We start from the raw sequence: 26,478 nt of genomic DNA on the forward strand, positions 1-26,478 counted from the left end.
AATGTTCGGTATCAACGATCCTCGCAAGTACAGCGACACCCTCGACATCCGCATCACGGACTCGTCCCTGCGTGACGGCAGCCACCACAAGCGGCACCAGTTCACCGAGCAGGAGGTCCGCGACATCGTCGGCGCCCTCGACGGCGCCGGGGTCCCGGTCATCGAGGTGACCCACGGTGATGGTCTCGGCGGTTCTTCCTTCAACTACGGTTTCTCGAAAACACCGGAGCAGCAACTGATCAAGGCCGCAGTGGAGACGGCGAAGTCCGCCAAGATCGCATTCCTGATGCTGCCTGGCCTGGGCATCAAGGACGACATCCGCGCCGCGCAGGACAACGGTGCACAGATCTGCCGGATCGCCACCCATTGCACCGAGGCCGATGTGTCGATTCAGCACTTCGGCCTCGCCCGTGAGCTCGGTCTGGAGACCGTCGGCTTCCTGATGATGTCGCACAGTCAGCCACCGGAAGTGCTTGCCAAGCAGGCACGGATCATGGCCGACGCCGGTTGCCAGTGTGTCTACGTGGTCGATTCGGCAGGGGCCCTGGTGCTCGAACAGGTGTCGGATCGGGTTTCGGCGCTGCGAGCAGAGCTCGGCGACGATGCGCAGATCGGATTCCACGGACACGAGAATCTCGACATCGCGGTGGCCAATTCAATTGCGGCCGTGAGGGCAGGCGCTCAGCAGATCGACGGTTCGGTGCGCCGTTTCGGTGCGGGCGCGGGCAACACCCCGGTGGAAGCATTTGTCGGGGTGTGCGACAAACTCGGAATCACCACCGGTATCGACTTCATGAAGATCGCGGATGCCGCGCAGGACGTCGTCCGGCCGGTCATGCCCACTGAATGCCTGGTCGATCGTCCGGCGATGATGATGGGCTATGCCGGTTGCTACAGCTCCTTCCTCAAGCACGCTGAAGGGCATGCCGACAAGTACGGCGTCAGTGCCGCCGACATCCTGATCGAGGCCGGAAGCCGCAAACTCGTGGGCGGCCAGGAAGACCAGCTGATCGATATAGCCCTGGAACTCAAGAAGAAGCAGGACGCCAACGCCGGAATCTGACCGAAGGGCGCGCTGATCAGCATTGTCGGCGGGCTTGCGGGTTACGATCTGTCCGAATTGGCGACTCCGGCGTGGGTCGGCTGCAGTGCGAGCTGATCACGAGGGCGCAGATGACGTACGACCGGACACGTGCAGATGTCGGTGGAAGGGCGTCGTCGGCGCCTCATCCTCGATCGGCCCCGGTCGAGGTGGGGCAGACGCGTGGACGCGCTGCGAAAGGCCGGCAACCGAGTGACGGTGGGTTGTTCGCGGCACGTTCGAGCGACTGGCGCCTGCGGGTTCTGGGCGTCGCGCTTGCGGCTGCCGGATCGCTGATGGTGGTCTTCAGCTTCTTCACCTGGACGGCTGCCTCGGACGATGGCCTCAGCATTTCCGTGACCGGCATGGGCTCGGTGACGCTCGAGATCTCTGACGTCCGGGCCCAGACGCTGGGCGAGGCGACCGAGGTGGCTGCCGAACTGGATAAACGGAGCAATTCGCCCGGCATCGTCACCGCAGGCCTCGGAGTGCTGCTTGTTGTGTCGGGGGCGATGTTGTTGGTCAACCGTTACCCCGGGATCGGGGCTCTGGCAGGTGCCGTGCCGGCACTGATCGGATTGTTCATGTCCCTTGAATATCTGTTCGCCCCTGGCACTGCGGTACTCGACGGCACCGGGGATGCCGGGATCGGTTTTGCCGCACTCGGACTCTGGTTGGTGACGCTCGGTGCGTCTGTGGCAGTGGTGGTGTCGTGTTCTGCCGTTGTTGTCGCGATGCGCGGCACGCGACGGCCGCTCGTGCGCAAGACATCTGACGGCGCAGACAGATCGGCTCGTCGGGACTCTACGAAATCGCCTGTGCACGCGGGTCCTCGCGCCGCCGCACCCCGCTACCGCGACGACGGATTGGCTGCTCCGCGCCCGAACCACAACTCCGGGTCGGCCGCTCCGCGTCCGAACCACAACTCCGGGTCGGCCGCTCCGCGTCCGAACAACGGCCCTCGACCGGAACCCGGCTATCGGGCCCGCCCGACAAGTTCGACAGACCGGATGGGCCGTCGTCCGTCCGAGGGCCACCTGTCGCACCCAGGGGCCGAGACGTACCGCTCGTCGCAGGCGTCCAGCCCGCGCTACCGTCCGAACCAGCGTGCGTCCCAAGATGATTCGCGAGGGTTTCCCCCGGTTCGGCACCCGGTTCCGAATGCGGGAGTCGATCGTGGGCTGCCGCCGATCCGGCGCAGTCGACAGTCACCGCCACCGCCGCCGGGTCGCCGCCCGCCCCCGGATCCCCGAGAGCCGACAACCAAGTCCTGACACCTTGCGACATTTCGGGAAATTGCATGACCCTTTAACGATCTGTCGTGGAGCGTTACGATCAGTATTCGCGTCTTCGCATATTTGTGCCCGCGAGCCGGCGGGCGGACGACAGATCAGGGGTACACCATGACGTACGGACCGCCACCCGGAAACAGCGGTGGATATCCACCCAACGAACCCGGCGGGCAGCCGAATCAGGGGCAGCCAGGGGGCTACCAACCCGGCGGGCATCAGTCGCCGCAGCAGCCGGGTCACCAGCCACCGTTTGGAGCTCCGGCGGGTCAGAAGTCCTCGACGACTGCGTTGCTGGCACCGTCGTCCAGTAACCCGACCCTGAAGTTCGCCGGTGTCGCACTGGTGGTTGCGGGCGTAGCGATGGTGGTGTTCAGCTTCTTCAGCTGGGCATCGCAGGATCTGGCCGACGGTGGGATCTCCATCACCGGAACCGGTTCGGTGTCAATCGATGCCGGTGGCAGCGATGCCAGCTCGGGCCAGATCGAAGAGGCCGAAGCCCGAGCCGAGAACGACACGAGTGCCCCGGGCCTCTACACCATGATTGTCGGTGTGCTAGTTGTCGGCGCAGGCGCTGCGCTGATCGTGAACCTATTCCCCGGGATTGCGGCGGTCGCAGGTGCCGTGCTCGGGGTGATAGCGGTAATCATGGCTTTGATCTTCATATCCGACCCGGGTACCGCTGTGATCAGCGGTAACGCCGGTGATACATCCGAAGTCAGTGCCGGATGGGGGTTGTGGCTGGTCACCGTCGGCGCATTTGTCGCGCTTGTTGTTGCCGGCCTTGCCACCTACCTCGCGCTGACCGCCAAGCCCGTCAGGTCTGAGGGCCCCGGTCATGGTCAGCCTCAGCCGGGTTACGGTCCGCCGCAGCAGCCCGGCGGATATGGTCCGCCGCCGCAACAGGGTTACGCGCCGCGGCAGCCCGGTGAATACGGTTCGCCGCAGCAGCCCGGTGGATACGGTCCGCCGCAGCAACAGGGTTACGGCCAACCGCAGCAGCCCGGCGGATACGCTCCGCCGCAACAAGGTTACGGTCAGCCGCAGAACTCCGGGCAACATCCTGCTGAGAATCCGAACCAGACTCCCGAAGGTCAGAACCCGTACCCGAATCCCGAAGGTCAGCAACCGGGACCAGACGAGCAGCAGTAACCCTTCCGAACCATCTGAAAACGCCATCCCCGCAATCAGATTGCGGGGATGGCGTTTGGTTGTCCAGGGTGGAGTCAGTAGTACCCGTCGGGGTCGACGTCGGGTGACTCCTTGGCGACGATGCCCTCGCTGACGCCGTGATCGATACTCGCGGACAGTCGTGGGCAGGTCGGGTGCATCGCCGGGTTGCCGCCCTTGGCGCGAATCGCCTCGAGTTCAGGGCATTGTTCGCGTGCCTGCGCGGTCCATTGCACGCTGGTGTGATGGGGGCTGTACTTCTTCACCAGCACGTGAGCATGGCATGTGCGGCACTCGATTTCGGTCAGGCCGCCGCGTAGGTAGTGCTCCTTGTCGCGGGACGTGTCGGCGCGGACTGCAGCCCTGCGTTCCGGATCGGTGAAATCCGGAGCTTTGGACCAGTTCGCACTCATGACCGATCGAACATCAGGTCGCCGATACCGAATCTGCGGCATCCTGGTCGGCGGCAGTTGATCCCGCCGACTCGCGCTCTGCCTTCAGTCGCAGATTCTCTTCGACTTCGAGATTCCAGTTCTCGACAGCCTTGGTGGTATCGATCTCGTACTCGTAGCGCTGGGTCATCTCTTCGGTGACATCGGCGTTGTCGACGTAGAACTGTTCGTACCAGCGGCGCAACTGGTAGACCGGACCGTCTTCTTCGACGAGCAAGGGATTGTCGATACGGCTCTTGTGTTTCCAGATCTCGACGTCCTGCAGAAAGCCGACCTCGATGCCCGCGGTGATCTTGGCAGCCATCTTGCTCGCCTGCTCGGAGGTGAGACCCTCGGGAATCTTGGCGATCACGCCGTACATCAGCACGAACGAATTGTTGTCGATCGGGTAGTGGCAGTTGGTCAGGATCGTCTCGATGGCGTAGCCGCCGTAGTACTGCACCATCGGATTCAACATGTAGGCCGGACCGTAGTACGCGGCAATGGATTCGAGCTTGGTGTCGCCGTACGCGGTCATGATGTCGACATCCGGACGGCCGTGCGAGTTCATGTACTGTGCTGCGGTCTCACCCTCGAAGACGTTCTTGAAGTAGTCCGGCAACGAGTAGTGCACGTAGAAGAAGTGCGCCATGTCGACGACGTTGTCGATGATCTCGCGGCAGTTCGAACCTTCGATGACCACCTTGTTCCAGGTCCAGCCGGTCCACTCGTCGCTGTTCAATTCGTCGAGTTCGGGAATGACGACGGCGTCTGGTGGCGGATTGCCCTCGGGGTCGTTGTAGACGAAAATCTGTCCGTTACGGATCATGCCCGGCCAGGAACGCGTCTTGGCGAGCTTGGGCGCGCGTTTTGCATAGGGCACGCCGGCGCAGCGGCCGTTGCCCTTCCATCGCCAGTCATGGAACGGGCAAGCGACATTGCCGTCCTTGATCGATCCCTGCGACAGGTCGCCGCCCATGTGCCTGCAGTATGCGTCGAGGATCTTCAGTTCACCCTCGGATACCCAGACCACCAGCTTGGTGCCGAAGACCTGAACCGAATGCGGGTTTCCGTCGTCGTAATCGGACAGCAGACCCAGGCAGTGCCAGCCCCTCGCAAAGCGGGTCGGTGGGGTTCCGGTGTCGATTTCGCGGATCGCGCCGCCATCGATGTCGGTCATCTGCTGCTCCCTCGTACTTTTGCTTGCCCACCCTGTCTGTACATCCACAGGCTTCTCGCGCTTAAGCGCAGGCGCTTAGTAGAACATGTTACAAAAAAGTGCGGTTCGATACCAGGGGAATTGGCGAAACGGTGCAGGAAAGCAAGGTAAACGCGCAGTACTCGACATAAATGAGAACGTGTTCTAGTCTCGTTTGAGTAGACGTGGAACGACAGCGAGGAGTTGCTCGATGAGTGACGGCAGGCAGGCAGGGGCAGAGGTACTGGAAAAGATCAGTGCCCTGCTACCCGAGATCGCGCAACGCGCACAAGAAGCAGAGGATCTGCGCCAGATCCCGGATGAGACGATCGCATCGCTGGTCGACATCGGCTTCTTCAAGCTGTTGCAGCCCGAACAGTGGGGTGGCTATCAGGCCGATCCTGTGACTTTCTACGAGGCTGTGCGCCGTCTCGGGTCCGCGTGTGGATCCACCGGATGGGTCGCGGGCATCATCGGAGTCCACAACTGGCATCTGGCTCTGTACCCGCAGCAGGCGCAAGAAGACGTCTGGGGTCAGGACCCTTCGGTCCGGATCTCGTCGTCGTATGCGCCGATGGGTATGGGCGAGGTCGTCGAGGGTGGCTACAAGGTCAACGGGTCCTGGGCGTGGTCGTCCGGATCGGGTCACGCCAGCTGGGTGGTGCTCGGTGGACCGGTGATCAAGAGTGGCAAGCCGGTCGACTTTGTCAGCTTCCTGATCCCGCGATCCGACTACGAGATCCGGGACGTCTGGAATGTGGTGGGACTCAAGGGCACCGGCTCGAACACGATCGACGTCAAGGATGTCTTCGTGCCGAACCACCGGATGCTCAGCTTCCGGGCGATGAGTACCGGAGCGGCCCCTGGCCTGGAGCAGAACACCGCGCCGGTCTACAAGATGCCTTGGGGAACAATCCATCCCAGTACCATTTCGGCCCCGATCGTCGGGATGGCCTACGGTGCCTATGAAGCGCACGTCGAACATCAGGGCAAGCGGGTCCGGGCCGCGTATGCAGGGGAGAAGGCCAAGGACGATCCGTTCGCCAAAGTCCGGATCGCCGAGGCGGCCAGTGATATCGACGCGGCGTGGACGCAGCTTTCGGGCAACCTTCAGGCCGAGTACAACCTACTGGTGGCCGGCGAAGATGTTCCGATGGAGTTGCGGCTGAAGGCCCGTCGCGATCAGGTGCGGGCCACCGGTCGGTCCATCGCCTCGATCGACAGGCTCTTCGAGAACTCGGGTGCGCACGCACTCGATCTCGGCACACCCATCCAGCGGTTCTGGCGCGATGCCCATGCCGGACGCGTGCACGCCGCCAACGATGCCGAAAGGGCCTATGTCGCGTTCGGAAACGGCGAGTTCGGCATCCCGATCGGCGACACGATGGTCTGATGAGCCACCCACATTCGGCAACTCTCGCACAAGGAGCAGATCGACGATGACGCAAGATTTCGGCCCCGTTCGTTCGCTGGGGTACATGCGTATCGAGGCCACGGACGTGGCCGCCTGGCGTGACTACGGACTCAAGGTCCTCGGCATGTCGGAGGGCAGCGGGCTCACCGAAGGTGCGGTGTACCTGCGGATGGACGACTTCCCGGCACGGCTGGTGATCGTACCGGGTGATCGCGACCACCTCGCCAGTTCCGGCTGGGAGTGCGCCAATGCTGCTGCATTGCAGGATGTTCGGGATCGGTTGTCGGCGGCGGGTGTGATATTCCGGGAGGCAAAGGACTTCGAACTCGCCGACCGTCAGGTGGTCGAGATGATCGTCTTCTCCGATCCGTCGGGCAACGTACTCGAAGCGTTTCATGGTGTGGCACTGCAACACCGCCGGATCGTGAGTCCGTACGGGCACAAGTTCGTCACCGGCGAACAGGGCCTGGGTCACGTGGTGCTCACCACCGACGACGACAACGCATCGCTCGAGTTCTATCGGGACGTACTCGGCTTCCGGCTGCGCGACTCGATGCGGTTGCCCGCAGAGATTGCAGGCCGTGAACCGGGTAGCCCGCCGGTGTGGCTGCGGTTCTTCGGCTGCAACCCGCGCCATCACAGCCTGGCGTTCTTGCCCTTCCCGAATGACACCGGGATCGTGCACCTGATGATCGAGGTGGAGAACACCGACGACGTGGGCTTGGCGCACGACCGGGCCCTTCGCAAGAAGGTGCCCATGTCGGCAACGCTCGGCCGTCATGTCAACGATCTGATGTACTCGTTCTACATGAAGACCCCGGGTGGTTTCGACATCGAATTCGGTTGTGAGGGGCGCCAGGTCGACGATCACGACTGGGTTGCCAGGGAGAGTACCGCCGTCAGTCTGTGGGGCCACGATTTCTCCATCGGATTCAAGAACGCCTGATATGGCTGGAGACGAAGCCGAAGGCGGAGCTCGACCTTTCGCTGGAGACGAAGCCGAAGGCGGAGCTCGATCCTTTTTGCGTCACCCGCGAGGTACCGACGATTTCGATGCGCGGCAGTTCCGGACCGCCATGGGGCAGTTCTGTACCGGCGTCACGGTGATCACCACGGTGACCGACGACGGCACACCGGTCGGTTTCGCGTGCCAGTCCTTTGCCGCGTTGTCGCTTGACCCGCCGCTGGTGCTGTTCTGTCCGATGAAGACGTCGCGCAGCTGGAAGGTCATCGAGCAGAGCAAGAAGTTCTGCGTCAATGTCCTCTCGAACAGTCAGCAGGCCGTCAGTGCCGCGTTCGGTGCGCCCGGCGACGACAAGTTCGCCGGCATCGAATGGGAGCCGTCGCCCCTGGGGCTACCGGTCATCAGGCATTCGTTGTCGTGGGTGGATTGCACACTCGACCGTGTCGACGACGGCGGCGACCACTACATCGCGATCGGGCGGGTGCAGACTTTGGGAGAAGTGCTGCAGGACAAGCCCTTGTTGTTCTACCGTGGCGGATACCTGTCCACGGAGCACCCGCGGGTCACGCCCGCGCAGGCCGAGCTGGAGAACTTCCTGACCTGGAACGGTGGCGACACCTGGTTGTAGGTGTCCGGGTTTTCTCAAAGGAGAGAGATGACACAACCTTTCGCCCCCGACGTGACGGGTCCCTTCAGGGAGGCGATCACCGAGGCCGAAAAGCTGATTGCCGGAGCCGAATTCATTCGGAATGAGCAGGATCTGGCCGAAGGGTTCGACTATCTGTCAGGCAGTATCAAGGCAAGCCTGCAGATGGCCTGGGCGCATGCGAAGAGTCATCCATTTCTGGTCACGTCCACCGGTCCCTACGCGAAGATGGGCCTCGACAATCCGGATACGCTGTACTACCACGCCAATGTGGTGCCTGATGCCGAGTATGTGATCACCGGAACGCGCGGTGACACAGTGGATCTGAGCTTCCAGGTCCTCAAGGGTGATTACACCTCGGCCAACGTTCCCGGCGGAGACGACGCTTTTGATGACCGGCGCCTGCAGATCGAGCCTGACGGTTCATTCGAATTGCGCTTCGGGCCACCGAAAGCCGATCCCGGCCCCAACTACTTTGTCCTCGGTGAGGGATCGTCGATGCTGGCGGTCCGTGAGGTGTACAACCGCTGGGATCAGCGCAAAGGGTCCATCCGGATCGAACGGGTCGACTCCGTCGGTACCGCACCGGACGAACCCGGACTGGCGCAGATCAAGCGCCGCTATGAGATCGCGGGCAAGATGTTGTTGTCGCGGATCAACACCTGGTTCAACTTTCCCAAGTGGTTTTACCTCGACCTCCCCGTCAACACGCTCACCGAGCCTCGGCTCACCCCTGGCGGACTGAGCACTCAGTTCTCATCGGTGGGACACTACGAACTCGCCGATGACGAGGCCATGCTCATCACCGTGCCGAAATCTGATGCGCCGTATCAAGGATTTCAGCTCGGCAGTATGTGGTACATCTCGCTCGACTATGTCAATCATCAGACCAGCCTGAATGCCGCGCAGGCGCAGGTCGACCCCGACGGCATGATCCGGCTTGTCGTGAGCGCGAAGAGTCCGGGTGTGGCGAATTGGATCGAGACGACCGGGCGGCAGCGGGGGATCGCGCAGTTCCGGTGGCAGCGGGTCAGCCGGACACTGACGGCTTCCGACGGTCCGTCGGTGGCGATCATCGACATCGCCGATGTGCCTGCGCATCTGCCGTATCACGAATCGAACGTCGTGACGGACGAGCAATGGCGAGAACGGATTGCAGAGCGCCAGCGAGGGTTTGGACAAAGGATGCTCGGATGACAATTTCTGGAATGGCCACTGCGGGAACCGGATTGCTGGACGGCAAGGTTGTTGTCGTGGGTGGTGTCGGACCGGGGTTGGGCCGATCGATCTGCCTGCAGGCGGCCGCGGCAGGCGCCAGGGTTGTCCTCGCAGCCCGCACGGCGTCGCGACTCGAGGAGATCGCGAACGAGATCACCGCGTCCGGTGGGGTCACCTTGCAGGTTCCGACGGACATCACCGATGATGACGCGGTCACCGGTCTCGTCGACGCGACCGTCTCCGAGTTCGGAAAAGTCGATGTGCTCGTCAACAACGCATTCGCGCTGCCATCGATGAAACCGTTGGCCCGCACCGACTTCGATCACATCCGGGCCAGCCTGGATCTGACGATCCTGGGCGGGCTGAGAATGACCAAGGCGTTCACCGACGAACTCGAGAAGACCTCGGGGTCGGTGGTGATGATCAACTCGATGGTCATCCGTCATTCCGAGCCCCGATACGGCAGCTACAAGCTGGCCAAATCGGCGCTGCTGGCGATGTCTCAGACGCTGGCCACGGAACTGGGTGACAAGGGCATCCGGGTCAACACCGTCGCACCGGGTTACATCTGGGACGACCAGCTGAAATGGTATTTCGGTGAGGTCGCGAAGAAGTACGGCATCACCCCGGAGCAGGTCTATGAGCAGACTGCGTCGAAGTCTGATCTCAAAAGGCTCCCTGAACCTGATGAGATCGCCCGGGCCGCAGTATTTTTGGCGTCCGATTGGGCCAGTGCGATCACCGGCCAGACGCTCGATGTCAATTGCGGCGAGTACCACGTGTAGGGAGTTGTTGTGACCACGAGAACTGATGTCGGAACTGTCGAAGATCTCAAGGCTTCGGCGACCAAGGCCTGTGGTCTCGATGACTTCGGTGAGGACGACTACACCGAGGCGCTCGGGGTGCTGCTCGAATCGTATGTCCGCGACGCCGGGCTGACCGAGCTCGGGAGCAAGATGAATCGGTTCTTCCTGCGCGGAGCACTGGTCGCCCGGCTGCTCAGTGAGGCATCGTGGAAGGCGAACCCGCAGTACAGCTCTGTCGTCGTGGACCGGCCGATCTTCGTGACCGGACTGCCGCGTACCGGCACCACCGCGCTGCATCGGATGCTGACCGCCGATCCGGGTCATCAGGGACTCGAGATGTGGCTCGCCGAGTTCCCGCAACCGCGACCCCCGCGCGAGGGCTGGGAGTCGAATCCGGTTTTCCAGCAGATCCAGTCGGGCCTCGAGCAGCACCACGTCGAGAATCCTGAGTTCATGGGCCTGCACTACATGAGCGCCTCCGACGTGGAGGAATGCTGGCAGTTGCTCCGGCAGACGATGAAGTCGATCTCGTATGAGTCGTTGGCATATCTGCCGACGTATTCACAATGGCTGCAGCAGCAGGACTGGATCAACGCCTACGCCAGGCACAAGAAGAACTTGCAGTTGGTCGGTGTGAACGAGCCCGAGCATCGATGGATCCTGAAGAATCCCAGCCACTTGTTCGCGCTCGACGAATTGATGGCGGTCTATCCCGACGCACTCATCATCCAGACGCACCGGCCGCCGGCGACGATCATCCCGTCGATGTGCAGTCTGGCCGACGCTGCCGGGGACGGCTGGTCGACCGTGTTCAAGGGCGAGTTGATCGGCAAGACCCAGTTGGAGTTGTGGTCGCGCGGGTTGCGCCAGTTCAACACTGCCCGCGCCAAATACGATCCGGCCCAATTCATCGATGTCGACTTCCGCGATTTCCGAACGGATCCGCTGGGAACGATGGAGAACATTTATCGGACATTCGGGCTGGACTTCAGCGATGAGGCGTCTGCAGCGATGCGAGCCCTTGACGAAGAAAGTCAGTCCGGTGACCGTCGGCCGGTGCACAAGTATTCGCTGGCGGACTACGGCCTGACCGAGGCCGAGGTCAACGCCGCTTTCGCCTGACCACACCCCTCGAACGGGCCCATTGATTCCTGAGGGTATCCATTTGTGATCCTTTGATTTGATGTTATGCGGAGCGACGTCTCCGCTTCGGGTGCTAGGTTCATTCCAGTATCCGGAGTGCCGTCTCCGCTTTTGTCTTCAGGAGAATGAATGGAAACCGCACCCGCCCGGGCGCATCATCAAGTGACTTTTGCCGTCCTCACCGTCGGAGTATCGGCTTTCGCCCTCCTGCAATCGCTGGTGATGCCGGTCCTGCCGACCGTCGAGGCGGCGTTGGGAACCAACCAGACCGATGTCACGTGGGTGCTGACGGCCTACCTGCTGTCGGCATCGATCTTCACACCGATCCTGGGTCGACTCGGTGACATGCACGGCAAGAAGCGCATGTTCGTGATCGCGATGGTCGCGTTGGCGCTCGGATCGCTCCTGGCCGCGATGGCCACTTCGTTGTCGATGATGATCCTTGCGCGGGCCATTCAGGGGATCGGCGGCGGAGTCCTGCCCCTGGCCTTCGGCATCATCCGTGACGAGTTCCCCAAAGAGAAGGTGCCCGGAGCGGTTGGTCTGATCGCTGCACTGGTGTCCGTCGGGGCCGGCATCGGTATCGTGCTGGCCGGTCCGATCGTCGACCTCCTCGGCTACCACTGGCTCTTCTGGATTCCACTGATCATCACCAGCCTCGCCGGTGTGGCGGCATTCTTCCTGATACCGGAATCGCCGATCCGGTCGGCCGGAAAGATCAACTGGTTCACCGCGTTTTTGTTGTCCGCATGGCTTGTTGCGCTTCTGCTCGCCGTGAGTCAGGCGCCCTCGTGGGGTTGGGGATCGGCGAAGGTGATCGGCATGCTGGTGGCCGCGGCCGCTGTGCTGGCCGGTTGGATCATCGCCGAATCCCGCTCATCGAATCCGCTGATCGACATGACGATGATGCGAATCCGCAGTGTGTGGGCTGCGAACCTGATTGCACTGCTGATGGGCATCGGGATGTACGCCGGACTCGGCTTCTTGCCGCAGTTCCTGCAGGCACCCAGCTCGGCAGGGTATGGATTCGGTGCGACCGTCACGGAATCGGGATTGATGTTGCTGCCCAACGCGGTTGGCATGTTTACCGTGGGGCTCTTCTCGGGCCGTCTGGCAGCTCGTTTCGGCTCCAAGAATCTTCTGATCGTCGGATCGCTGATCAGCGCGACGTCCTACTTCATGATCGCCTTTCTTCATTCGGCCGAAATCGACATCTACGTGGCGATGGCCGTCAACGGGATCGGGTTCGGGCTGGCCTTTGCGGCGATGTCGAATGTTGTTGTCGCCGCTGTGCCGCCGCACCAAACCGGCGTCGCCAGCGGAATGAATGCGAACATCCGCACCATCGGCGGATCGTTGGGCGCGGCATTCATGGCCAGCGTTGTCGCTGCGGGCGCATCGTCGGCGGGCGTCCCGACCGAATCCGGTTACACGAACGGATTTGTCATGCTGGGGATCGCAGGCGGTCTGGCGGCTGTTGCCGCGCTGTTCATCCCGGCGGTGAAGCGAAACAAGACGACCCATCTCGAAGACACTGCCGAACTCTCGCATCCCGAGCTTGCAATGGTTGCCGGCGGTACTCTGGCGGGCGACAAATCCGAGTGAGGTCCGATGTGAGTGTTCGTGAGGCATCCGGCGGTGACAAAGTGCTCAGGCGCGACGCTGCCGAGAACAGACAACGGTTGCTGGACGCGGCGGCAACCGTCTTCAGCGAACGCGGCCTCGACGCGAGCGTCGACGAGATCGCACGGGTTGCCGGAGTCGGAACCGGCACGCTATATCGCCGGTTTCCCACCAAGGATGCACTGATCAGCGAACTCGTTCGGCAGCTGTTGAGCGACCTGGTCGCGATCGCCACCAAGGCCCTCGACGTGACCGACGGCTCGGGTCTCGAACAGGTCATGTACGGGACCGGCGAGATCCAGGCATCGCACAGGGGTTGCATCTCGCGCATGTGGAACGACGACGAGACCACGGCGCTCAAGAACGAGTACCGGCGGATCGCATCGGAGCTCCTGGCATCGGCGAAAGAACACGGACGTATCCGCGAGGACGCCGCAGAGTCGGACGTGGACGTCATCTTCTGGGCGCTGCGTGGAGTCATCGAAACCACCAGGGGCGTCAGCGATACCGCGTGGCGGCGGCACCTTGCGCTTGCCATCGCCGGCCTACGTCCCGGCGCCGAGCAGATCGTCGAGCCGCCGATGGACGAGCAGCACGTTCAACGCGCCAAGGTGCGTCTACAGTCCCGCTGACCGGGCCCCTGACGACCGCTGGTCGCAAGAGCTCGGTCGGCGGTAACGGCAGAGTTCAGAGGCCGGCTGCGGTGGCCAAACGAGGTAGTGACTCATGCGGCAGACCGAAGAGTTGGGCACTGCCGTGTGCTCGCTTGAAGTAGAGATGTGCATCGTGTTCCCACGTGATGCCGATCCCGCCGTGTAGCTGGATGGTCTCGCCTGCGATGTGTGAGAACGCATCCGAGCAGTACACGCGCGCCGCGGCGGCCAGGTCGAGGGCTTCGTCGGAACCGGATGAGAGTGCATCGACAGCTGCGTATGAGATCGAATGTGCGATCTCGGTGAGCGCATACATGTCGGCCATCCGGTGCTTCAGCGCCTGGAACGATCCGATGACACGTCCGAACTGCTTGCGGGACTTGGTGTATTCCACCGTCAGATCGAGCGCTGCGCGTGAAGCACCGACCTGTTCGGCACTCAGTGCGACGTATGCGATCGCGCGCAGCCTGTCCACCAGATCAGCCGGTGTAGGAATGGCGGTCGAGTCGACGTCGTCAAAGGTGATGCTGGTCAACGGTCGAGTGGGATCCATCGTCGGGCGCGGCGAACGGCTGATGCCGTCCGCGGTGGCATCGACGACATGCAGGGTGACGACGCTGCCGCTGCGGGCCAAAACCACCAGTACGTCGGCTGTTTCACCGTCGAGTACATAGTGGGCAGTGCCGGACAAGATACCGGCGCTTGCCTCGACGCCCGGCCGATTCCATCCGTCGGCATCGGCCCAGCACAGTGCCGCGGTCTTCTCGCCGGACGCGAGGGCGGGGAGTGTGGCGGCGCAGGCGTCGGTGTCCGCACTGAGGAGCAGGGCCTGGGTGGCCAGAACCGCCGAGCCGAGCATCGGAACCGGAGACAGTGTGCGACCGAGTTCTTCGAGCACCACATGGGTCTCGGTCAGTGAGGCACCGATACCGTCGAACTCTTCGGGGATCGACAGTGCGGCGACGCCGATCTGCTCACAGAGTGTGGTCCACAGCGCCCGATCGGTTCGGCCTTCGGATTCCATCGCCGACCGTACCGCGGCGGAATCACCGCTTCGCCGGAGCAGGCTCGCTACCGAATCACGCAGTGCTGCCTGTTCTTCGGTGTCGACACCGGGGGAGTAGATGCTCATGCGGTGATCGCCTCCAGTACCCGCGCGCGATGAACGGCCGGAGTACCCCAGGCCGTGATCAGCGCTCGCGTTTTGGTGAGATACAACGACAGGTCGTGTTCCTGGGTGTAACCGATCGCGCCGAGGACCTGCAGTCCGATCCGCGAAGCGAGGTAGGCCGCTTGCCCGGCAGCAACTTTCGCCGCCGAGACATCCCGAGAGGCGAACTGCGGATCGGGAACCTGACCGTCCAGCGACAGCGCGGCACCGTGGATCAGCGGTCGGGCCATCTCCACTGCAACAGCGACATTGGCCAGGTGGTGTTTGACCGCCTGGAACGAGCCGATCTCCCGGCCGAACTGCTTGCGGGTCTTGGCATACTCGCCGGTGAGTTCGAGCATCGTATCGGCCAACCCGATCAGCTGGGCGGCAGTGGCCAGAGCGCCGAAGTCGAAGCCGCGACCGGGATCGACCGGACCGATTGCCGTATCGACGTCCACGGACGAGAGTGTGCGCGCGAGATCGACCGACGGCCTTGGGTTGCTGGCGACGCCGGTGCTGAGAATGCCGTCGCCGACCACGTAGACCTGCCCGGCGATCGCGGCATCGACCGCGTACGGCACCAGCGGAGGAAAGGCGACGGTGGCGAGTTCACCTTCGGCCAAGGCTGCCAATCGGTCGACGGCGCCGGCATCAGCCAGCAGAATCGGCACGGCAGCAATGGTTTCGGCAACGGGTCCGGGTACGGCATGGCGGCCGAGTTGCTGCGCCGCGACGACCATCTCGACGGCGCCTGCGCCGATACCACCGTGTTCGTCGCCGATGAGCAGGGCATTGACACCGGTCTCGGCCAGCTTGGACCACACGACCGCGCCGGGCTTGGTGTCGCCGTCATTCCACGAGCGGATGACGCCGGGAAGATCGGCCTTGGCCAGCATCGAGTCGATGGATGCGGCCAGGTCGTGGTGCTCTTCTTCGAGGAGGAACCTCATGTCAGCGATCTCCTCGTGGTAGTCCGAGTAAGCGTTCGGCGATCACATTGCGCTGGATCTCGTTGGTACCGGCGTAGATCGGTCCCGACAGTGAGAACAGGTATCCGTCCATCCAGGCCCCGGACGGCTGCCGCTGCGCGAGTTCGGCATCCGCGCCGAGCAGATCGAGTGCGGTCTCGTGCGTGGCGATGTCCCACTGCGACCAGAACACCTTGTTGATGGACGACTCGATCCCGAGCTGGCCACCTTCAGCGAGACGGCTCACCGTGGCGTACGTCGAGAGCTCATAGGCCCGGGCGCCGATCCAGGCATCGGCGACCTGATCGCCGTATCCGGTGCGGGCCTCGGCGTCGGTGTCGTTCCACAGAGCCAGGAGTCGGTCGGTGGTGGCAAGGAACCGGCCGGGGGAACGCAGCGACAGGCCGCGTTCGTTGGCGGCCGTGCTCATCGCCACTTTCCAGCCGTTGTTCACCGCTCCGATCACGCCGGACTCACCGGGTGATTCGGGATCATCGGGGACAAAGACGTTCTCCAGGAAGAGTTCTGCGAAACCGGGTTCACCGTCGAGCTGGTTGATCGGTCGTACCGTCACGCCCTCGGCCCGGAGGTCGAACATGAAATACGTGATCCCCTTGTGGCGCGACGAGTCCGGGTCGGACCGGAACAGCCCGAAGCCCCAGTCGGCAAAACTCGAGCGGGAACTCCAGGTCTTCTGACCGTTGAGAAGCCAGCCACCGTCGGTGCGGGTGGCAGTCGACCGTAGTGACGCGAGGTCGCTGCCGGCCTCGGGCTCACTCCAGGCCTGACCCCAGATGTCTTCGGATCGGGCCATCCGCGGCATGATCCGCGCCAGCTGATCGGGATGTGCATGCTCGAAAAGAGTTGGCGCAAGAAGGAATATGCCGTTCTGGCTGACCCGTCCGGGTGCGCCGCTGCGGTAATACTCCTCTTCGAAGATGATCCAGTGCAGCAGCGGTGCGTCGCGACCGCCGAACTCGACCGGCCAGCTCACGACTGACATCCGGGCGTCGGCCATCTGCCGTTCCCACTGCCGATGCTGCTCGAATCCTTCGGCACTGTCCATCGATGCGAGTGGTTCCGAAGGAACGTTGTCGTCGAGCCAGCCACGGACCTCGGCACGGAATTCGTCGGCTGCTGAATCGAAGAGTAGATCCATCAGGAGCTCTTCTTCTCGGCGCTGGACTTCATCGACTTGGCATCCATTCCGCCGAGCGAGTCGCCACCGGACCCTTCGGCATTGGCGCTGTGCGCGAAGTGGTGCCAGCCGAAGACCGAATCCATCGCATTGCGCAGACCCATCTGGTCTTCGCAGATGTTGACGGCCTTCTTGCTCAACGCGAGCCCGAGTTGAGGCATCTCCGAGATACGTCCGGCGATGTCGTCGACCTTGGCTTCGAGCTGATCGCGGGGGACCACGTGGTTGACCATGCCCCACTCGAGGGCTTCGGCTGCGCCGAATCGTTCCCCGGTGAACAGGATCTCCTTGGCGCGGCGCGGGCCGAGTACAAAGGCGTGGGCAAAGTACTCGACGCCGGGGATGCCCATCCGGGCCACCGGGTCGGAGAAGAAGGCGTCGTCGGAGGCGACGATGAAGTCGCAGATCCAGGCGAGCATCAACCCGCCTGCGATGCAGGCACCGTGGATCTGGGCGATCACCGGCTTGGGGATCTCCCGCCAGCGCCTGCACATCCCCATGTAGACCTCGGTCTCGCGGGCCAGTCGCTGGTCGCCACCGACGCGGTCGGTGTGGTCCCAGTAGAGGGATGCGGTGTTGGGGTATTTGACATGCACATCACGCTCGGGCGTACCGATGTCGTGGCCGGCGGAGAAGTGCTTGCCTGCTCCGCGTAGGACGATGACCTTGACGCTTGCGTCGTCGACCGCGCGCCCGAAGGCGGCGTCGAGTGAGTAGGTCATCACCGAGTTCTGGGAATTGCGGAACTCGGGTCGATTGAGGGTGATGTATGCCGTGGCGCCAACAACGTCGTAGGCCACCGGCGAGGTGTCGGGACCTAGTTCGGCGGCGCTCAGGGGGCTCGGGATCGTCACACCGGACACCCTACCTAGCAAGTGCTTGGTTGGTAAACCCCGGCTGGTGGTCATGGCCGGTTTTCACGTCCTGACCGGTGGTGATCGACGTATGCTTTGCCGACGCCTGAAGGGCTCGGGCGAGGGTCTTCGGTGGTGATGCGTTGGCAAGGTCGGAATCGTCGGACGTGAAGTGTGTTTGTGGCCATGACAAGGCTGCCCACGAGCACCTTCGATCGGGTACCGACTGTGCCCTCTGTGAGCCAGGAGGGTGTCACCGATTCAGGCGGCGCCGGTTCTGGCAGCGCAAAGAACGTCGCTGACCCGCTCCTTCGACGACTGCGCGTCGAGTCAGATGGCTCCCATTTCTCGGGCGCGCGCCACTGCTGAGGTCCGAGAATTGACGCCGAGTTTCGCGTAGATGTGGACCAGGTGCGTTTTGATGGTCGTCTCGCTGAGATACAGCGATTTGCCGATGGCCCGGTTCGACATCCCCGACTCGACGAGTCGGAGGACTTCGATCTCCCTTGGACTCAACGACGACTCGGGTTTGCGAACCCGCGTCATGAGTTTGGATGCGACGGCGGGCGACAAGACACTCTGGCCAACCGCAGCGGTCCGAACCGCAGCGAGTAGTTCAGCAGGCGGGGTGTCCTTGAGGAGATAGCCACAGGCGCCGGCTTCGATGGCGTTGAGGATGTCGCTGTCGGTGTCATAGTTGGTCACCACCAACACATGTGGCGCGTTCGGCAGCCCGCGCAGGGTTGCGGTGGCTTCGACGCCCGACGTGCCGGCACCGAATCTCAGATCCATCAGCACCAGATCGACGTCGGTGGTGGTGCAGTAGGCGATCGCGGCCTCTGCGGTGGCCACCTCACCCACGACGTCGATGTCTTCGCTGTCTTCGAGGATCGCGCGCAGACCTGCCCGCACGATCGCGTGGTCGTCGGCCAACAGCAATCGGATCATCGCGTCATCTTCACCGAGGCGATCGGAAACGAGACCGCCAGTGCGGTGTGCCCGGGCTCGGACTCCAGATCGAGTGAACCGTGAAGCTGTTCCACTCGACGCCGTATTGCATTGAGACCAAACGATTCTGACGGGTCCTGATCGAGTATCCGCACATCGAATCCGATCCCGTCGTCCACGACGTCGAGTGACACCACGTCGTCACTGTAGGTCAGCGTGACCTGGACGCGTGTCGCCTGCGCGTGCTGCACCACGTTTGCCATCGCGCTCTGAGTGATCCGCACCAGCGCCGCCTCGATCGGCATCGGTAATTGCACGGCCTCGCCTTCGACGAGGGTGTGCACGTCCAGGGTCTCCGACTGTGCTCCGGCGCAGATCCGCCGCACTGCCGACCCCAGTGACTGCCCCTCCAGCGCTGCCGGAGTGAGTTCGGCGATGAGCTGACGGGTTTCGGCGAGACTGTCGGCAGCGACCTCGCGAGCCATCTGGATTTTTTGAACCGCAGGGTGCTGCGGGTCGGCCCGTTCGGCGGCGTGTAGCAGCAATTGGATGCTGCTCAGCCCCTGCGCGACGGTGTCGTGGATGTCTTGGGCCAACCGCTCACGTTCTGCCAGCGTGCCGGAGGCGCGTTCCTGGGCGGCGAGAACTTCCCGAGTGGCGACGAGTTCGTCGATCAGTCGTTGCCGTTCCTTGGCCTCGCGATACAGCGTCCGGTAGGCCACTCCGATGACAACGGCGACGCAGGCCCCGATCACCGGACCGACCACACCGGCAACAGACCAGCCCCGATGCACCCCGGTGCTGACGATCGCGAGGGCAGTGGCCGCGGCGACCGCGAGCAGATTCCACCGCGGGGGCAGGACCCGCAGATACAGAAAGAACAGTCCGAACACGATGTAGGCGGCATCGGGTGTCAGCACGATCAGGACCAGCCACAACAGCGTCAGGATGGCGATCCACACCCCTCGTCCCCGTCGCTGCAACCGGACCACGACGCCGACGAGATACGTACCGAGGAACCCGAGCGTGAGGACGATCACCGCCACCGGATGCGGCTCGTCGAGGAGCAGCGCGCGCAGAACGACCACCATGCTCAGCGCGACGATCAGCGCATGCAGCGAGGTCTGCAGGCCCGCGAACACCGGGGTCAGGGACGAATGACGCACGTCTTCGAGCGTAAACAACCAGCACCCCTGCGCATCCATCAAAAGAAGTAGCCGCGGTCGATCGTTCGACCTGCGCGGACCGGCGCTTCCGTGCGATGGCGGCGGCGCCGACCACAGCCACGATGAGTTCAAGGCCGCAACAAGGTGGCGTCGATGAAAGGAATGCTCGTGTTCGTCGCTCTACGGGACCTGCGCGCCGCGCGCGGCAGGTTCGTGCTGATCACCCTCGTCGTCCTGATGGTGGCCGTGCTGACCAGTTTTCTCAGCGGCCTGACTGCCGGGCTACGCCATCAGAACGTATCGGCCATCGAGGCGATCACCGCTCAAACGGTGGTCTTCGCAGGCGGTGAAACGGACCCGTCTTTCGACGATTCCAGCGTGTCGACTGATCAGATCGCCGCCTGGGAACGGGCCGGTGGTGAGGTCGACCCGATCGGGATCAGTCGAGCCAAGGCAATATCTGACGGCGGATCGACGGCAACCGTGGCATTGATCGGGGCCGACGCCGGATTCACCGGCCGCACGCCGACCACACCCCACACTGTGGCTCTGAGCGAACCCGCAGCGTCAGACCTCGACGTCGGAGTCGGGGACACGGTCACGTTTGGCGGCGAGCACTTCGCCGTCGGCGCGGTCCGCGGCGACGACTGGTTCAGCCACAGCCCGGTGATCTGGATCGGTTTTGCCGAGTGGCAGGCGTTGAACCAAACCGCAGGCGCCACGGTTCTCGCGGTGTCGGGGATCTCGAACACCGACGCAGTGGACAGGGCCGCCGGAACGACATCGACAAGTGTGTCGGATTCGCTGCAGGCGATCGGTTCCTACAAATCCGAGAACATGTCCCTGACGTTGATGACCGTGATGCTTTTCGCGATCTCAGCGCTGGTGATCGGTGCGTTCTTCACGGTCTGGACCATTCAGCGGACCCCGGACATCGCGGTTCTCAAAGCCCTTGGGGCCGGCACCGGTTCACTCGTTCGCGATGCACTGGGCCAGGCGTTGATCGTCCTCGTCGTGGGGGTCGGCGCAGGACTGGCCATCACGGTGGCCGCCGGTCAGGTCATGGGCGACGCGGTCCCGTTTGTCGTCGACATGTCCACCACCGTCGTGCCGGCGGCGGCCCTCGTCGGACTCGGGTTGCTCGGCGCCGGGTTTGCGCTCCGTTTCGTGTCCACCACCGATCCACTCACTGCCCTTGGGAGTACCCGATGAACATCGCTCTCGACATCGAACATGTCACGCTCACCTTCGCTGACGGACAAAATCACCGCATCACCGCGCTCGACGACGTATCACTCCGTCTCGACCGCGGCGAGATAGCCGCCGTCACCGGTCCCTCGGGCTCAGGAAAATCGAGTCTGCTGGCTGTGGCCTCGACACTCATCCGCCCTGACCGTGGTCGCGTCTTCCTGTGCACCGACGAAAGCCGGACCGATATCACCGAGCTCTCCCCTCGAGATGCTGCGGTGGTGCGGCGCAACGAGATCGGATTCGTGTTCCAGCAGCCGAACCTGGTGTCGTCGCTGACCGCACTCGAACAGCTCGAGGTGACCGCTCATCTGGGACAGTCCCTGGTGGTACCGCGTGGTCGCCGACGGGAGACGCGGGATCGTGCGATGGAATTGCTGGACGCGGTCGGGCTGGCCGAACACCGAAACAAGAAGCCCGGGCAACTCTCCGGTGGCCAGCGTCAGCGCGTCAATCTCGCCCGAGCCCTGATGAACAACCCTGGGCTACTCGTGGTCGACGAACCCACCAGCGCCCTGGACCAAGAACGCGGCGCCGCCATCATCGACCTGATCGTGGGCGTGGTCCGCGACCACCAGGCGGCCACACTGCTGGTCACTCATGATCGAACCCACTTCGCGAAGATGGATTCGGTCTATCAGGTGGTCGACGGTGTGCTCACCGATGCATCGGTCGCGACGGATGCCGGTGCAAGTGGTGACACCCTGCTCAAGCCCTGTTGAGTCCGTGACGGATGTGCGCTTCCCCGACGTGGCCGGCGGCGCAGGTGACCGCTTTTCCGATCTGATGCAGTTCTTCGGCAGGCATCTCGCGGTCGGGCACGGCGACGATCGACGCGACCACGGCGCCGGACTCGTCGAAGATCGGGGCGCCGACGGTGACCACGGCAACCTGGCCGACCGTCTCATCTGCCAGGTAGTCGATGGTGGTCAGTTCGGTGAGAAGGCCGTCGACCCGTGACCGCAACGAGTCCGACACCGGCGAATTACGCAGAGATGCAAGGGTATCGACCATCTGTGCATGGTCGGGCGTCAATCGTTCGACCGCGTAGCCGCGATCGCGGATGGTGTCGAGGACGTCGCGTAGTCGGGCGCGGGCCTGTGCTGGTGCGGCGTCGAGCCAACGCTGGATCTCATCGGAGGGTGACCATGCGACGAACTCCCGGCAGACGGTGGGGCGCAGGGTGATGCGACGTCCGGGACGGATCCACTCAAGTCCGGGGGTGCCGACAACGTCGGTCACAGTGATCGATTCGCCGGTGCGCTCGGCCACGAAGGCCGGCATGTCGAGTGCGTCGGCCATGTCACGGGCCGCGGAGGCCGCGAGACGGCGCATCGGGAATCCGCGTTCGGCATGCCGGACAAGCGCGACGAATCCGGCACTGATGCTGAAGTTGCCGTCCTGGCGGGTCACCCAGCCGTCGTTGGTGAGCTGCGCGAGGACTGCATGGGAGGTGGCCCGCGAAAACCCCGTGCGCCGGACGATCTCGGCAAGCGGCAGGGGTGTGTCAATGCTGTCCGCCAGCACTTCGATGGTCCGCACCACACGCTGTGTCGGTGGAGAGGGTTGACCGGCGCCCTTGCCGTCACCTACCGTCAATGTCATATTGTCGGACGTTAGTGTCGAATATTCGACAAGTCAAGTTCTCGGAGCACCTTGACGAAGGGTCATCCTGATGGTGAGCACGAGGTACGAACTCTCACACCTGGCTGCGCTCGAAGCGGAGTCGGTCCACATCTTTCGCGAGGTCGCGGCCACCGCGCGGCGACCGGTGCTGCTGTTCTCCGCGGGCAAGGACTCGGTGGTGATGTTCCACCTCGCTCGCAAAGCCTTCTGGCCTGCACCGGTTCCGTTCCCGCTGATGCATGTCGACACCGGCCACAATTTCGACGAGGTGATCGACTACCGGGATCGGGTGGTCGAAGAAACCGGTGTCCGGCTGGTTGTTTCGCGCGTACAGGACGACATCGATTCCGGACGGGTGGTCGAAGCGACGGGCCCGGGCGCCAGTCGTAACCGGTTGCAGACCGCGGCGTTGCTGCGCGCCATCGGGGAGAACGCCTTCGACACGGTCTTCGGCGGGGCACGTCGTGACGAAGAGAAGGCCCGGGCCAAGGAACGGGTGTTCAGCTTCCGCGACGAATTCGGTGCCTGGGATCCGCGCGCCCAGCGGCCCGAGTTGTGGAACCTCTACAACGGTCGTCATCACAAAGGCGAGCACATCCGGATCTTTCCGCTGAGCAACTGGACCGAACTCGACATCTGGCAGTACATCGCCGCCGAGGAGATCGAGCTGCCGAGTATCTACTACTCGCATCGGCGCGACGTGGTGTCCCGAGATGGAATGCTCTTGGCCAGAACGCAATTCCTGGAATTGGGTCCGGGGGAACAAGTTCACACCGAGCAGGTGCGATTCCGGACCGTCGGCGATGCCACCTGTACCGGCTGCGTACTCAGCGATGCGGCAACGGTCCATCAGGTCATCGACGAGATCGCTGCGACCAGGCTGACCGAGCGCGGTGCGACCCGGGCCGATGACCGCATCTCTGAATCCGGCATGGAAGACCGCAAAAGGGAGGGTTATTTCTGATGACTGTCGACCATGAGGCACTCGCCGCCGGAACAGCAATCGGTGGTCGAAAGGCGTTGCTGCGCTTGGCTACCGCCGGTAGCGTCGATGACGGAAAGTCGACCCTCATCGGACGGTTGCTCTACGACTCCAAGAGCATTTTTACCGATCAGATGGAGTCCATCGAACGGACCAGCGCTGCGCGCGGTGACGAATACGCGGATCTGGCGCTACTCACCGACGGGCTGCGTGCCGAGCGTGAGCAGGGCATCACGATCGACGTCGCCTACCGCTACTTCGCAACGCCCAAGCGGAAATTCATCATCGCCGACACACCGGGACACGTGCAGTACACGCGGAACATGGTGACCGGGGCGTCCAACGCGGATGTGGCCTTGATCCTCATCGACGCTCGTAAGGGTGTTCTCGAACAGACCCGTCGCCACGCGTTCTTGTCATCGTTGCTCGGCGTTGCGCATGTGGTGCTGTGCGTGAACAAGATGGACCTGGTCGATTGGTCCGAAGACCGGTTCGCGACGATCCGCGATGAGTTCGCCGCGTTCGCCACCAAGCTCGACGTCAGCGATCTCAGTTTCATCCCGGTGTCGGCGCTCCGCGGTGACAACGTGGTCGATGCATCCACGAATATGCCCTGGTACCAGGGTGGTTCGTTGTTGTCGCACCTCGAGGACGTCCACGTCGCCTCTGACCACAACCTCATCGACGCGCGCTTTCCCGTGCAATATGTCATCCGGCCACAACTCGGCGACGGCACGGATCACCGCAGCTACGCGGGCACGATCGCCAGCGGTACTTTCAAACCCGGCGACGAGGTCGTGGCGCTGCCCGGTGGGTTCACCACCACGGTGTCGGAGATCTGGGGTCCGGGTGGTGCGAAGATCGATGAGGCATTTGCGCCGATGGCGGTCTCGATCTCGCTGGCCGACGACATCGACATCAGTCGAGGGGAGATGTTGGCCCGTCCGGGCAACCGGCCTCACGTCGGCCGCGACATCGACGCGATGGTCTGCTGGTTCTCCGAGGACACCACGTTGAAACCCGGTAACCGATACACGCTGCAGAGCGCCACACGTGAGACGAAAGCGGTCATCGGTGATCTCACGTACCGCCTCGATGTGAACTCGCTGCATCGAGACGGAAACGCGCAAGCGCTGCAGCTCAACGAGATAGGGCGGGTCTCGGTGCGCACGGCGCAACCGATGATGTTCGACGCCTATCGTCAGCATCGCGACACCGGTAGCTTCATCCTGGTGGATGAGGCGACGAACAAGACGGTCGGCGCCGGAATGATCAACGGTCCGGTGAGCCGTGATTCCCACGTGGTCTGGCACAGTTCGTCGGTCACGCGGCAGCAGCGGGCCCATCAGGGTGCCACGATCTGGCTGACGGGCCTCTCTGGTGCCGGAAAATCGTCCATAGCAGTGGAATTGGAGCGGTCCATGGTCGCCGAGGGCCGCCCTGCCTATCTGATGGATGGGGACAATCTGCGCCACGGCCTGAACTCCGACCTCGGTTTCGGTGACGATGATCGCCGGGAGAACATCCGCCGGACCGCGGAGGTCGCCGCGCTGTTCGCCGACTCCGGCGCGGTGGCCATCGTGTCGTTGATCAGTCCGTTTGCGGCCGAACGGCAGCGGGCCAAAGAGGTTCACGCGCAGCGCGGGATCCCGTTCTACGAGGTGTTCATCGATACACCCCTCGATCTGTGCGAGCAACGTGATCCCAAGGGTTTATATGCCAAGGCGCGGCGCGGTGAGGTGCCGCATTTCACCGGGATCAGCTCACCGTACGAGCGTCCGGCCGCTCCGGATGTTGTCATCACTCCTACCGACGGTGCGCCAAGGGACGTTGCCGAGTCGATTCGCCGTAACCTGGGCGTGTGACTGTGAACCCGAAGGACCTGGAGCTGGCGGGTCGGTTGGCCACGGCCGCCGGCGAGTTGTTGCTCGACCTGCGTGCCACATCGGGATTGACCGGCAAAGAGCTCGGCAACGCCGGCGATTTCCGTGCGAACGTGCTCTTGTTGAAACAGTTGGCACACGAGCGTCCCGGCGACGCGGTGCTGTCCGAGGAATCGTTCGATGATCTGGCCCGTCTCGAGGCCGACCGGGTGTGGATCATCGATCCGGTCGATGGCACCCGGGAGTACGGTACCGAGGGCCACAACGACTGGGCGGTGCATGTTGCGCTCTGGGAGGCTGGCGGAGATGAAGCCGGAGGCGGAACTCGACCATCTGGCGGAGATGAAGCCGGAGGCGGAACTCGACCATCTGGCGGCCTGACCGTGGGTGCGGTGGCGTTGCCTGCGCTCGGGGTGACGTACATCAACGACGGACTGCCCATCGCGCCCGCGGTCGGCCTGGCCAAGACGCCACGTGGGGATGTCCCGCGGGTGGTGGTCAGTGGATCGCGTCCGCCGGCTTTCTCGGAGGAGGTCGCAGCGGCCGTTGGTGGTGAGCTTCTGTCGATGGGTTCTGCCGGCGCCAAGGCTATGGCGGTGGTCCGGGGTGAGGCCGATGCGTACGTTCACGCCGGTGGCCAGTACGAGTGGGATTCGGCGGCTCCGGTGGCGGTGGCGAAGTCGCAGGGTCTGTGGTGCAGCCGGGCCGATGGGCTTGCCCTGCAATACAACCAGCGCGACGTCTACCTGCCCGACCTGGTCATCTGCCGGCCCGAGCTGGCAGAGACGATCCTCGAGGTCACCCGCCGGGGCTGAG

At 63.3% G+C, this 26,478-nt stretch carries 25 protein-coding genes; 16 read left to right on the forward strand and 9 right to left on the reverse strand.

Going from position 1 to position 26,478, the window contains the following annotated elements; genetic code table 11:
• Nucleotide 1: 1 nt before the first annotated feature.
• The 3 genes from dmpG (at nt 2) to AC1TPF_RS22120 (ending at nt 3,522) form a co-directional block, all read left to right on the forward strand.
• Nucleotides 2–1,063, forward strand: coding sequence for a 4-hydroxy-2-oxovalerate aldolase (gene dmpG, locus AC1TPF_RS22110; RefSeq protein ID WP_482145320.1), 1,062 nt, complete (start codon nt 2–4; stop codon nt 1,061–1,063).
• 110 nt (nt 1,064–1,173) lie between these two features.
• Nucleotides 1,174–2,355 (forward strand): hypothetical protein, encoded by a 1,182-nt coding sequence (locus AC1TPF_RS22115; RefSeq protein ID WP_482145321.1) that lies wholly within the window; start codon nt 1,174–1,176, stop codon nt 2,353–2,355.
• Nucleotides 2,356–2,484: 129 nt separating this feature from the next.
• On the forward strand, nt 2,485–3,522 hold the full coding sequence (locus tag AC1TPF_RS22120; protein ID WP_482145322.1) for a DUF389 domain-containing protein: 1,038 nt from the start codon (nt 2,485–2,487) through the stop codon (nt 3,520–3,522).
• A gap of 74 nt (nt 3,523–3,596) precedes the next feature.
• On the opposite strand, the gene AC1TPF_RS22125 is transcribed toward AC1TPF_RS22120, so the two are convergent.
• Together AC1TPF_RS22125 and AC1TPF_RS22130 are read right to left on the reverse strand one after the other, a co-directional pair.
• Nucleotides 3,597–3,953 (reverse strand): hypothetical protein, encoded by a 357-nt coding sequence (locus AC1TPF_RS22125; protein ID WP_482140790.1) that lies wholly within the window; start codon nt 3,951–3,953, stop codon nt 3,597–3,599.
• A gap of 13 nt (nt 3,954–3,966) precedes the next feature.
• Nucleotides 3,967–5,151, reverse strand: coding sequence for a 3-ketosteroid-9-alpha-monooxygenase, oxygenase component (locus AC1TPF_RS22130; protein WP_482140788.1), 1,185 nt, complete (start codon nt 5,149–5,151; stop codon nt 3,967–3,969).
• A 229-nt stretch (nt 5,152–5,380) separates the two neighbouring features.
• Here AC1TPF_RS22130 and hsaA point away from each other — a divergent pair, with 229 nt between their 5' ends.
• From hsaA to AC1TPF_RS22170, 8 genes are all read left to right on the forward strand, one after another.
• Entirely contained in the window at nt 5,381–6,562 is a 1,182-nt protein-coding gene (gene hsaA / locus AC1TPF_RS22135; RefSeq protein ID WP_482145323.1) for a 3-hydroxy-9,10-secoandrosta-1,3,5(10)-triene-9,17-dione monooxygenase oxygenase subunit, read from the forward strand.
• Nucleotides 6,563–6,608: 46 nt separating this feature from the next.
• Complete coding sequence (gene hsaC, locus AC1TPF_RS22140) at nt 6,609–7,529, forward strand: iron-dependent extradiol dioxygenase HsaC (protein ID WP_482145324.1); 921 nt, start codon at nt 6,609–6,611, stop codon at nt 7,527–7,529.
• 1 nt (nt 7,530) lies between these two features.
• Nucleotides 7,531–8,175: a 3-hydroxy-9,10-secoandrosta-1,3,5(10)-triene-9,17-dione monooxygenase reductase subunit gene (hsaB, locus tag AC1TPF_RS22145; protein WP_482145325.1), complete on the forward strand. Its 645-nt coding sequence runs from the start codon at nt 7,531–7,533 to the stop codon at nt 8,173–8,175.
• A gap of 27 nt (nt 8,176–8,202) precedes the next feature.
• Nucleotides 8,203–9,390 (forward strand): hypothetical protein, encoded by a 1,188-nt coding sequence (locus AC1TPF_RS22150; RefSeq protein WP_482140781.1) that lies wholly within the window; start codon nt 8,203–8,205, stop codon nt 9,388–9,390.
• Nucleotides 9,387–10,196 (forward strand): SDR family oxidoreductase, encoded by an 810-nt coding sequence (locus tag AC1TPF_RS22155; RefSeq protein WP_482145326.1) that lies wholly within the window; start codon nt 9,387–9,389, stop codon nt 10,194–10,196. Before AC1TPF_RS22150 ends, AC1TPF_RS22155 begins: the two co-directional genes overlap by 4 nt.
• Nucleotides 10,197–10,205: 9 nt before the next feature.
• Nucleotides 10,206–11,339 (forward strand): sulfotransferase family protein, encoded by a 1,134-nt coding sequence (locus AC1TPF_RS22160; protein ID WP_482145327.1) that lies wholly within the window; start codon nt 10,206–10,208, stop codon nt 11,337–11,339.
• A gap of 150 nt (nt 11,340–11,489) precedes the next feature.
• Nucleotides 11,490–12,965 carry an MFS transporter gene (locus tag AC1TPF_RS22165; RefSeq protein ID WP_482145328.1) on the forward strand — a complete coding sequence of 492 codons (1,476 nt, stop codon included), beginning with the start codon at nt 11,490–11,492 and terminating at the stop codon, nt 12,963–12,965.
• Nucleotides 12,966–12,973: 8 nt separating this feature from the next.
• Nucleotides 12,974–13,615: a TetR/AcrR family transcriptional regulator gene (locus tag AC1TPF_RS22170; protein ID WP_482140773.1), complete on the forward strand. Its 642-nt coding sequence runs from the start codon at nt 12,974–12,976 to the stop codon at nt 13,613–13,615.
• A gap of 55 nt (nt 13,616–13,670) precedes the next feature.
• On the opposite strand, the gene AC1TPF_RS22175 is transcribed toward AC1TPF_RS22170, so the two are convergent.
• The 6 genes from AC1TPF_RS22175 to AC1TPF_RS22200 all read right to left on the reverse strand — a co-directional run bounded on the left by AC1TPF_RS22175 (nt 13,671) and on the right by AC1TPF_RS22200 (nt 19,923).
• A complete protein-coding gene (locus AC1TPF_RS22175; RefSeq protein ID WP_482145329.1) occupies nt 13,671–14,768 on the reverse strand; it encodes an acyl-CoA dehydrogenase family protein in 1,098 nt (365 codons plus the stop codon).
• Nucleotides 14,765–15,739 carry an acyl-CoA dehydrogenase family protein gene (locus AC1TPF_RS22180; protein ID WP_482145330.1) on the reverse strand — a complete coding sequence of 325 codons (975 nt, stop codon included), beginning with the start codon at nt 15,737–15,739 and terminating at the stop codon, nt 14,765–14,767. The genes AC1TPF_RS22175 and AC1TPF_RS22180 overlap by 4 nt, the downstream gene beginning before the upstream one ends.
• A 1-nt stretch (nt 15,740) precedes the next feature.
• Nucleotides 15,741–16,916, reverse strand: a complete 1,176-nt coding sequence (locus AC1TPF_RS22185) for an acyl-CoA dehydrogenase family protein (protein ID WP_482140769.1) — start codon at nt 16,914–16,916, stop codon at nt 15,741–15,743.
• Nucleotides 16,916–17,818: an enoyl-CoA hydratase gene (locus AC1TPF_RS22190; RefSeq protein WP_482140767.1), complete on the reverse strand. Its 903-nt coding sequence runs from the start codon at nt 17,816–17,818 to the stop codon at nt 16,916–16,918. The genes AC1TPF_RS22185 and AC1TPF_RS22190 overlap by 1 nt, the downstream gene beginning before the upstream one ends.
• 321 nt (nt 17,819–18,139) lie before the next feature.
• Nucleotides 18,140–18,757, reverse strand: coding sequence for a response regulator (locus AC1TPF_RS22195; protein WP_482140765.1), 618 nt, complete (start codon nt 18,755–18,757; stop codon nt 18,140–18,142).
• Nucleotides 18,754–19,923: a sensor histidine kinase gene (locus AC1TPF_RS22200; RefSeq protein ID WP_482145331.1), complete on the reverse strand. Its 1,170-nt coding sequence runs from the start codon at nt 19,921–19,923 to the stop codon at nt 18,754–18,756. The genes AC1TPF_RS22195 and AC1TPF_RS22200 overlap by 4 nt, the downstream gene beginning before the upstream one ends.
• Before the next feature lie 162 nt (nt 19,924–20,085).
• Between AC1TPF_RS22200 and AC1TPF_RS22205 the strand changes: the two genes are divergently transcribed.
• A complete protein-coding gene (locus AC1TPF_RS22205; protein WP_482145559.1) occupies nt 20,086–21,135 on the forward strand; it encodes an ABC transporter permease in 1,050 nt (349 codons plus the stop codon).
• A complete protein-coding gene (locus tag AC1TPF_RS22210; RefSeq protein WP_482140761.1) occupies nt 21,132–21,893 on the forward strand; it encodes an ABC transporter ATP-binding protein in 762 nt (253 codons plus the stop codon). The genes AC1TPF_RS22205 and AC1TPF_RS22210 overlap by 4 nt, the downstream gene beginning before the upstream one ends.
• Here the strand turns inward: AC1TPF_RS22210 and AC1TPF_RS22215 are convergent.
• Nucleotides 21,880–22,776 (reverse strand): IclR family transcriptional regulator, encoded by an 897-nt coding sequence (locus AC1TPF_RS22215; RefSeq protein ID WP_482140759.1) that lies wholly within the window; start codon nt 22,774–22,776, stop codon nt 21,880–21,882. The two genes, AC1TPF_RS22210 and AC1TPF_RS22215, sit on opposite strands and share 14 nt — an antisense overlap.
• Before the next feature lie 70 nt (nt 22,777–22,846).
• Here AC1TPF_RS22215 and cysD point away from each other — a divergent pair, with 70 nt between their 5' ends.
• The 3 genes from cysD to AC1TPF_RS22230 are packed head-to-tail and all read left to right on the forward strand — an operon-like array spanning nt 22,847 to nt 26,477.
• Nucleotides 22,847–23,761, forward strand: a complete 915-nt coding sequence (gene cysD, locus AC1TPF_RS22220; RefSeq protein WP_482145332.1) for a sulfate adenylyltransferase subunit CysD — start codon at nt 22,847–22,849, stop codon at nt 23,759–23,761.
• The gene (gene cysC, locus AC1TPF_RS22225; RefSeq protein ID WP_482145333.1) at nt 23,761–25,644 is read left to right on the forward strand and encodes an adenylyl-sulfate kinase; all 1,884 of its coding nucleotides are present in this window, start codon (nt 23,761–23,763) and stop codon (nt 25,642–25,644) included. Before cysD ends, cysC begins: the two co-directional genes overlap by 1 nt.
• The gene (locus tag AC1TPF_RS22230; protein ID WP_482145334.1) at nt 25,641–26,477 is read left to right on the forward strand and encodes a 3'(2'),5'-bisphosphate nucleotidase CysQ; all 837 of its coding nucleotides are present in this window, start codon (nt 25,641–25,643) and stop codon (nt 26,475–26,477) included. Before cysC ends, AC1TPF_RS22230 begins: the two co-directional genes overlap by 4 nt.
• Nucleotide 26,478 lies beyond the last annotated feature (1 nt).

The organism is Williamsia sp. Y853 (assembly GCF_056786495.1).

Coding starts and splice junctions, on each gene's coding strand:
- AC1TPF_RS22205 (WP_482145559.1), top strand. CDS start 20,086: ATGCTCGTGTTCGTCGCTCTACGGGACCTGCGCGCCGCGCGCGGCAGG.
- AC1TPF_RS22180 (WP_482145330.1), bottom strand. CDS start 15,739: ATGAGGTTCCTCCTCGAAGAAGAGCACCACGACCTGGCCGCATCCATC.
- cysD (WP_482145332.1), top strand. CDS start 22,847: ATGGTGAGCACGAGGTACGAACTCTCACACCTGGCTGCGCTCGAAGCG.
- AC1TPF_RS22175 (WP_482145329.1), bottom strand. CDS start 14,768: ATGAGCATCTACTCCCCCGGTGTCGACACCGAAGAACAGGCAGCACTG.
- hsaC (WP_482145324.1), top strand. CDS start 6,609: ATGACGCAAGATTTCGGCCCCGTTCGTTCGCTGGGGTACATGCGTATC.
- AC1TPF_RS22155 (WP_482145326.1), top strand. CDS start 9,387: ATGACAATTTCTGGAATGGCCACTGCGGGAACCGGATTGCTGGACGGC.
- AC1TPF_RS22215 (WP_482140759.1), bottom strand. CDS start 22,776: ATGACATTGACGGTAGGTGACGGCAAGGGCGCCGGTCAACCCTCTCCA.
- AC1TPF_RS22185 (WP_482140769.1), bottom strand. CDS start 16,916: ATGGATCTACTCTTCGATTCAGCAGCCGACGAATTCCGTGCCGAGGTC.
- AC1TPF_RS22125 (WP_482140790.1), bottom strand. CDS start 3,953: ATGAGTGCGAACTGGTCCAAAGCTCCGGATTTCACCGATCCGGAACGC.
- AC1TPF_RS22115 (WP_482145321.1), top strand. CDS start 1,174: ATGACGTACGACCGGACACGTGCAGATGTCGGTGGAAGGGCGTCGTCG.
- cysC (WP_482145333.1), top strand. CDS start 23,761: ATGACTGTCGACCATGAGGCACTCGCCGCCGGAACAGCAATCGGTGGT.
- AC1TPF_RS22130 (WP_482140788.1), bottom strand. CDS start 5,151: ATGACCGACATCGATGGCGGCGCGATCCGCGAAATCGACACCGGAACC.
- AC1TPF_RS22165 (WP_482145328.1), top strand. CDS start 11,490: ATGGAAACCGCACCCGCCCGGGCGCATCATCAAGTGACTTTTGCCGTC.
- AC1TPF_RS22120 (WP_482145322.1), top strand. CDS start 2,485: ATGACGTACGGACCGCCACCCGGAAACAGCGGTGGATATCCACCCAAC.
- AC1TPF_RS22150 (WP_482140781.1), top strand. CDS start 8,203: ATGACACAACCTTTCGCCCCCGACGTGACGGGTCCCTTCAGGGAGGCG.
- AC1TPF_RS22195 (WP_482140765.1), bottom strand. CDS start 18,757: ATGATCCGATTGCTGTTGGCCGACGACCACGCGATCGTGCGGGCAGGT.
- AC1TPF_RS22210 (WP_482140761.1), top strand. CDS start 21,132: ATGAACATCGCTCTCGACATCGAACATGTCACGCTCACCTTCGCTGAC.
- hsaA (WP_482145323.1), top strand. CDS start 5,381: ATGAGTGACGGCAGGCAGGCAGGGGCAGAGGTACTGGAAAAGATCAGT.
- dmpG (WP_482145320.1), top strand. CDS start 2: ATGTTCGGTATCAACGATCCTCGCAAGTACAGCGACACCCTCGACATC.
- hsaB (WP_482145325.1), top strand. CDS start 7,531: ATGGCTGGAGACGAAGCCGAAGGCGGAGCTCGACCTTTCGCTGGAGAC.